The organism is bacterium (genome assembly GCA_035370465.1).
In the GTDB taxonomy this organism is placed as follows: Bacteria; Ratteibacteria; UBA8468; order B48-G9; family JAFGKM01; genus JAGGVW01.
In genome coordinates, this window is the sequence record DAOOVW010000014.1 from 26,942 (window position 1) to 33,991 (window position 7,050).

Genomic DNA, 7,050 nt, shown 5'->3' on the forward strand with positions numbered 1-7,050 from the left:
AAATACTCACCTTTTTCTTACTTTATCACTTTTCAAATAATACAACAAAGTTTGTGGTATATTTTTCAAAATCCACTCTGTTCCTTCATCTTCCTTCCTTTGTAAAGGAAGGTTAGGATGGATTTTCCTGTATTTCCTCTTATAAAATCCCCCTAACCCCCTTTGAAAAGGGGGAACTTATGGGTAAGGGATAGCCCCTTTTTCAAAGGGGGAAATGACGCACCAACTCTGTCTTGCTAATCTTTGCTACCTCAGTCGGTTTTTCAAAGTGGGAACTTGTGGGTAAGGGATAGCCACAGGAGATAGGAAAGAGAATGAAGTTATACTTACATGTATGATTTAAAATTGATATTTCATATAATTTTTTTCCTTTACCCAGTTTTTAAAATATGATATAAAATTATAGTATGAAAAAGATAATTGCTGTTTGTGGAAGTAATGAAGGTGATGAAAACTTAAATTCAGATGTTCTTGAAATAGCAGAAGAAGTTGGTTTTTTAATTGCAAAAAATGGTGGTATTCTTATTTGTGGTGGGTTAGGTGGTGTTATGGAAGCATCTGCAAAAGGAGCAAAAAAAGGTGGTGGAATAACTGTTGGTATCATGCCATGGAAAAAAGACAAAGCAAATAAATATATTGATATTCCAATTGAAACAAATCTTGGCTTTTATAGGAACTCTATAATTGTCAATTCAGCAGATAGTGTAATAGGAATTTGTGGTAGATGGGGGACTTTAAATGAAATTTCAATGGCAATTGCTCTTGGAAAACCAACAATTTTAATTTCCACAAGTGGTGGAATATGTGAATTATTTTCAGATAAAGAAGTTCTCAAAAACTTTAAAACCAAACCCAAAATAGCAAAATCCCCACAAGAGGCAGTTAACCTTGCTTTCTCTCTATAACTTAACCGAATTTAAAAAATTCACCAAACCTTACTTTTGTTATTTTTGAAGATATGACAATGCAGACAGAAATTATTATCATCCCTAAAACACCAAGCGCACATGCAACATAAGGACCATCTGTTACCCTTCCTGCAAGTGTATATATAACTTTTGCAACAGGATAAAATTTTTCTCTTATTGCCAAAATTAAACTACTGCTCACTTCCATAAATGAAAAAGCAAAAACAAAAATACAACCAGCAAATAATCCCGGACTTACAAGAGGTAAAGTTATTTTTTTAAATGTGGTATTATTTGTTGCTCCCAATGAATATGATGCCTGTTCCATTTCTTCCCCTATAAGTTGAAATGATGAAAATGTTGACCTGACAATAAAAGGAAGTCGTCTTATACTATAACTTATTATGAGTAAAAAATAAGGATTATGTCGTGGGTCAATTATTGTATTTGAAAAACAGGCAAAATATCCAAAAGCAATTATAATACCAGGAATAACTATTGGAAGCATAACAAGTAAATCAAGTAATTGCTTTCCTTTAAAATTTTCTCTTGCCAAAAAATATCCAATGGTAAATCCAAGAACTGCGTCAATTAAAGCAGCGGAAGAACTCAAAAATAAACTATTAAAAATTCCTGTTGTTGTTAAATGGTGTGTAAAAACAGTTTTATAAAATTCACCAGTATATTCTGATGGAAAAATTGTAAAAAACCATTTTTTAGCAAATGAGTTCAAAATTATTCCTACATGTGGAGTTAAACTAAAAAGAAGAAGTAATATAGTCAGGAAATAAAATACTTTCCCTTTTCTATCTAAATTTTTTCCACTTTCTAATCTTTTAATCCTTCCAGATACATAAGGTGTTTTTTCTATATATTTTTTTGTTAAAACAAATAATAATAGAGTTATAAATGTAATTATAAGAACAAGAGCATATCCAACAGGATTTGTATTTATATCATTTATATGATTGAAAACCTGAATAGATATAAGATTTGTATAATCAAACACAAGAGGAGTCCCGAGGTCTGTTAATGACCATATAAATATAATTGAAGAAGCAGCAAAATAACCGGGAAGAAATAAAGGAAATGTAATTTTTCTAAATGTTTGCAAGAAATTCGCTCCCAAATTATATGATGCTTCTTCACATTCAATATCAAAATTACTTAATGTAGTGGAAATATTCAGAAACATTATTGGATAAAGATGAAGTGTTTGAAGAATTACAATTCCTGCAAAACCCGTTCCAATCCATGAGATTGGATTTTTCAAAATACCATACTTAATTAAAATTAAATTCAAAGAACCAAACCTTGAAAGAATTTGTCTTATCCCAAGCGCTCCTACAAAAGGAGTTGCAATAAGTGGAAGGAAAAAGGCAATTCTTAAAAAATTCTTTGCTTTAAAATTATATTTATAAAAGAAAAACGCTAAAGGAATACCAATTATACTCGTCAGAAAAACAACTATTATACCCAAAGAAAAACTTTTTATAAGTGAAGTTCTTAAAATATAATTTCCAATTGATGCCTTCAAAATTTCAAGAGTAAATTTATTATCCACAATAAAACTTTGAGAGATAATATAAGAAAGAGGATAAATTAAAAAAAGAATTAAAAATATAAAATTAAAAATATAAATAGTTTTTTTCATTTTTCAAAAACCATAAATTTTTTTACTGAGAAGGAAATTTTTTCTCCAATTTGTAAATCAGTGAAATTTTCAACTAAAACACATATAATAAAATTATTTCCTTTTTTTGTTTTAAGAGAGACCCGCGTTATTTCTCCTAAATACTCAAAATCAGTTATTTTACCTTCAATTAGATTTTCTTTTCCTGAAAAAGATATAAATTCTGGTCTAAAACCCAAAGTAATATTGTCTCCCCTCTTGAAATTAGAAAAATTAGAAACAACAAAATCCCCTTCTTCTGTCTCAACAAAAATTTCCTTCGCTTTTTCTTCTTTAACTTTGCCATCAATAAAATTCACCTCTCCTATAAAAGAAGCAACTGACCTATTTATCGGATTTAAGTAAATATTTAGCGGTGTATCTATCTGAACAATTTTCCCTTCATCCATAATAGCAATTCTTGTTGCAAGAGACATTGCTTCTTTCTGGTCATGTGTAACATAAATCATTGTTGTAGATGTTTCCTTTTGTATTCTTTTTATTTCTCTTCTTAAACTTTCTCTTAATTTTGTATCAAGATTACTTAATGGTTCATCTAAAAGTAAAACTTTTGGTTCAATTACAAGCGCTCTTGCAAGTGCTACTCTTTGTTGTTGACCACCTGATATTTGATATGGGTAAAGGTCTTTTACATTTTCTAATTTAGTTATTTTTATTATTTCATCCACTTTCTTATCAATAAATTCTTTCCCACGATTTCTTATTTCCAGTCCATATGCAATATTATGATAAACAGTCATATGTGGCCATAGAGCATAATTTTGGAAAACCATACCTATTTTCCTTTTGCTTGGATGTAAATTAGTTATATCAGTGTTTTCAAGTAAAATTTTCCCTTTATCAGCCACTTCAAATCCAGTAATTATCCTCAGAAGTGTTGTCTTACCACAACCAGATGAACCAAGAATAAAAAAAAGTTCTCCTTTTTCAACAGAAAAATTTATATCTTTTAAGACCTTATTCCCTCCAAAACTTTTTTCAATATTTTTAACAACTAAAATTTCATTCATAATTATTATATCCTCTTTTCTTTTATAATACCCTTATATTTTTTTATTGAAAAATTCAACCACTCATTTATATATTGATTTCTAAATATAGAATTATTCCAGTTGAACCATAACAATTTTTGTTCCTCTTCCTCAAAAGGTATCTGAAAAAAAATTCTTTTAAGAGAATTATTTTCTGAATCCTTTACAATTTTCCATGCTTTTTTAAGGTAAGGATGACAATCAATAGCAAAACATCCTATCATATCATTTAAAACATCCCATCTTTTTGTTGCAAGAATAAAATTATATTTTATTGTTTGTCCTGATTTATAAGGATTTATATATTTATTTTTCAAATCAGGATGATTATAAACATCCGGGAGAATACTAAATCTATTCAAAGAATATTTTTTAGGACCAAATTCTTTACCTTTTTCAAGCATCCAGAGAAGTTGCCCTTCATAAGAAAGAAGAAAATTTATAAACTTTTTTGCTACTTCCATATTTGGGGCTCCTTTTAAAATACCAATAGCATCAGGATTTATAACTGTAAGATTTTCTGGAAAGAAAAAACCCAAATTTTCTTCCCCATTTATTTCAATTTGAGAAAGAGCATAAGAATCAATACATAAAGAAACAGCAACTTCTCCAATTGAAGTATCCTTGGCAATCTGGGCAGCAGAAGAAGAAAATGTTTTTGTATTTCCAGCAATAGCAAGTATTGTCTCCCATCCCTCTTTCCAACCATATGCCTGTAAAATTATCTCGTACATCATATGCATACTTCCACTATGTCTTGGGTCAGCGGCACCAACAAGAGAAAAATATTCTTTCCTGCCAAGGTCTTTCCATGTCTTTGGAATAGGTAATGAGAAATACTCAAGAACCTTTTTATTATATAAAATTCCAAATCCACTTAAAACAACCCCATACCAGTAAAAATCCTTATCATAATTTGGAACTCCTGCACACATTTGGGGTATTTTTTTAAGTATTTGAGAAGGAACTTTATATTTTTCAAGATACCCTAATTCCTTTAACCTTAAATATGGGTCCATTCCTCCACCAAAAAATATGTCAATTTCAATACCAGTAGGGTTTTTTTTAAAAAGTGATTCAACAAATTTCAGGTCATCAGAAGTTCCACCCTGGTCAATCCATTCAATTTTTACTTTTTCACCATAATTTTTTAAATACCATTTTTCAAATGCATCTGAAACTTCTATTTGAACTCCCTCCCAATGTGGAGAAATAATAACAAGTTTTTCATCTCCAATCAGGTCAAAGGAAATAATCATAAAAAATAAAAGAAAAATTCTAATGTATTTTTTGTATTTTGATTTCATTTTTAAGCCCTAACACATAACTTAAGTCCTTTTATATTTTAGTGACAAAAGCCTGTCTGCGTACGGATACGCACAGGCAGGTACTAAGGCACAAAGGTACAAATCGCGTATTTTAGCGTCCGCTTCGCTTTGTGGCGGATTTAAGTCAACATTTCCCCCTCACCTTAATCCTCTCCCCACAGGGGAGAGGGCGGGGTGAGGGGGCCCTTTTGTGCTTTTAAATTAATGTGGTTGAATAAGTATTTAAATCCCAACATTATAACTGGGTTCTTATTTACAAAGAGGAGAAAATACTATTCAACATAATTACCAATCTCACTTTTAACATAATTTTTCAGTATCCCAATTCCCTCAATCTCAACCTCAACAATGTCTCCATCCCTCAAAAATACAGGTTGTTCTCTTGCATATCCAACTCCTGATGGAGTACCTGTCATTATAACTGTTCCTGGCAGAAGTGTAAATTGCTTTGATAAATAACTGACAACTTCAAAAGGTGAAAATATCATATATGAACTATTTGAGTCCTGCATAACTTTTCCATTAACTCTTGACTGTATTCTTAAATTATCTGGATTGACTTCTGTTTCTATCCATGGACCAATAGGGCAAAATGTATCAAATGATTTACCTCTTGCCCATTGTTTATCCCTCTTAAATTGACAGTCCCTCGCACTTACATCATTTCCACATGTATATCCAAAAATGTAATTTCTAACTTCCTTTTCAGATACATTTTTTGCTCTTTTGCCAATAATTATGCATAACTCAGCTTCATAATCAACATAATCAGGAGCAACAGAAGGTAAAAATATTGGGGATAGATGACCTGTTATTGAAGTTGTTGCTTTTAAAAATATGACTGGTTCTTCTGGTAAATCCATTTTGCTTTCTTGGGCATGTTCCTTATAATTAAGTCCAAGTGCAATAATATTTGGCGGAAAAACAGGGGGCAGGAATTTAATTTCTTCAATATTTACTCTTTCACCTGTTTCCTCAAAATCATCAATAAATGGTTGCCATTTAATAACTTCAATAAAATCACCTTTGTAAATTCCATAATTTTCTTTATTATTTTTCAAGAATTTTACAATTTTCATTTTCCCCTTCTTTTCCAAACAATTATCAAAATTATCTGAGAATTTATATGTTTTTACCAACTTTCTTTTTTCTTTCTATCCCTTCCTTTGGTAAAGGAAGGTTGAGATGGATTTCTCTATATAAACTCACACTTTCTCTCAAAAAAATCCCCCTATTCCTCCCACCTACCACCTTGTAAAATCTTATCACTTTTTTGTATAAATTCAAATTTTTATATTATTTTTTATTATTTCATCAGGTATATAATATCAGAAAACTTGACTATAAGAGGATAAAAAAATAAAATATATAAGGAAAAAGCGCCTGTAGCTCAACAGGATAGAGCATCTGCCTTCTAAGCAGGTGGTTGCGCGTTCGAGTCGCGCCAGGCGCAATTTTTAGACCATCCCGCCTACTGGTAAAAAGATTGATAAATACTCAATTGTCTATATTAACTTACAATATATTAAAATATATCAATTAAAAAACTATTTTATCCATTACACCTTATTCTTTCTCACTTTCCTCTGCCTTTAATTTCTTTATACTTTCTGCTTCAATCTCATTATAAAACCTATATTTTCCCACATACTTAACTTTCTGAAATGTTCCAATAACTTCCACCTTATCATTATTCTTAATATCTTTGTTTTTAATTTCCTGATGTTCCCAGATAAAAACCTTTATTCCATTATAGTCATCATCTATCAAATTAAAAGTAGTATAAGGATTATCTTTTTTAGATACCGTTAACTTAATTTTCTCCACTTTCCCTTCAACAATAACTTCCTGTTTATCATACTTATCAGGATTGTCTAAAATCTCTTTTATTGTCGTCTTTTGTGGAGAAGCAAAAACAAGAGAAGAAATAATGAACGAAACTCCAATAAATCCAACAATGAAACCAGAAAAACTCTTTTCCCCTTTCATTTTACCACCTCCATACAATTCCTACAGACCTGGTCTGTAGGAAAATCCCTTCCCAATTTCTTTTAGACATTTATAATATCTGATTTTATACTATCCCATAA

6 protein-coding genes and 1 tRNA gene are annotated in these 7,050 nt (G+C 30.4%); 2 read left to right on the forward strand and 5 right to left on the reverse strand.

Annotated elements, in window-relative coordinates:
• The first annotated feature begins 407 nt into the window (after positions 1–407).
• On the forward strand, positions 408–905 hold the full coding sequence (locus PLW95_03310) for a TIGR00725 family protein (GenBank protein ID HOV21693.1): 498 nt from the start codon (positions 408–410) through the stop codon (positions 903–905).
• Position 906: 1 nt separating this feature from the next.
• Here the strand turns inward: PLW95_03310 and PLW95_03315 are convergent, their stop codons facing one another.
• From PLW95_03315 to PLW95_03330, 4 genes are all read right to left on the reverse strand, one after another.
• Positions 907–2,562, reverse strand: coding sequence for an iron ABC transporter permease (locus PLW95_03315; protein ID HOV21694.1), 1,656 nt, complete (start codon positions 2,560–2,562; stop codon positions 907–909).
• Positions 2,559–3,611, reverse strand: a complete 1,053-nt coding sequence (locus PLW95_03320) for an ABC transporter ATP-binding protein (protein ID HOV21695.1) — start codon at positions 3,609–3,611, stop codon at positions 2,559–2,561. The genes PLW95_03315 and PLW95_03320 overlap by 4 nt, the downstream gene beginning before the upstream one ends.
• 5 nt (positions 3,612–3,616) lie before the next feature.
• Entirely contained in the window at positions 3,617–4,939 is a 1,323-nt protein-coding gene (locus PLW95_03325; GenBank protein HOV21696.1) for an extracellular solute-binding protein, read from the reverse strand.
• Positions 4,940–5,232: 293 nt separating this feature from the next.
• Positions 5,233–6,039: a fumarylacetoacetate hydrolase family protein gene (locus PLW95_03330; protein HOV21697.1), complete on the reverse strand. Its 807-nt coding sequence runs from the start codon at positions 6,037–6,039 to the stop codon at positions 5,233–5,235.
• Between the two features lie 300 nt (positions 6,040–6,339).
• Here PLW95_03330 and PLW95_03335 point away from each other — a divergent pair.
• Positions 6,340–6,413: transfer RNA gene (locus tag PLW95_03335), tRNA-Arg, on the forward strand.
• A 113-nt stretch (positions 6,414–6,526) separates the two neighbouring features.
• Here PLW95_03335 and PLW95_03340 read toward each other — a convergent pair.
• Positions 6,527–6,949, reverse strand: a complete 423-nt coding sequence (locus PLW95_03340; GenBank protein ID HOV21698.1) for a hypothetical protein — start codon at positions 6,947–6,949, stop codon at positions 6,527–6,529.
• Between the last annotated feature and the right edge of the window lie 101 nt (positions 6,950–7,050).

Bases quoted from the DNA above. Each gene is read 5' to 3' on its own strand.
- PLW95_03310 (HOV21693.1), top strand. From the start codon at position 408: ATGAAAAAGATAATTGCTGTTTGTGGAAGTAATGAAGGTGATGAAAAC.
- PLW95_03315 (HOV21694.1), bottom strand. From the start codon at position 2,562: ATGAAAAAAACTATTTATATTTTTAATTTTATATTTTTAATTCTTTTT.
- PLW95_03320 (HOV21695.1), bottom strand. From the start codon at position 3,611: ATGAATGAAATTTTAGTTGTTAAAAATATTGAAAAAAGTTTTGGAGGG.
- PLW95_03325 (HOV21696.1), bottom strand. From the start codon at position 4,939: ATGAAATCAAAATACAAAAAATACATTAGAATTTTTCTTTTATTTTTT.
- PLW95_03330 (HOV21697.1), bottom strand. From the start codon at position 6,039: ATGAAAATTGTAAAATTCTTGAAAAATAATAAAGAAAATTATGGAATT.
- PLW95_03340 (HOV21698.1), bottom strand. From the start codon at position 6,949: ATGAAAGGGGAAAAGAGTTTTTCTGGTTTCATTGTTGGATTTATTGGA.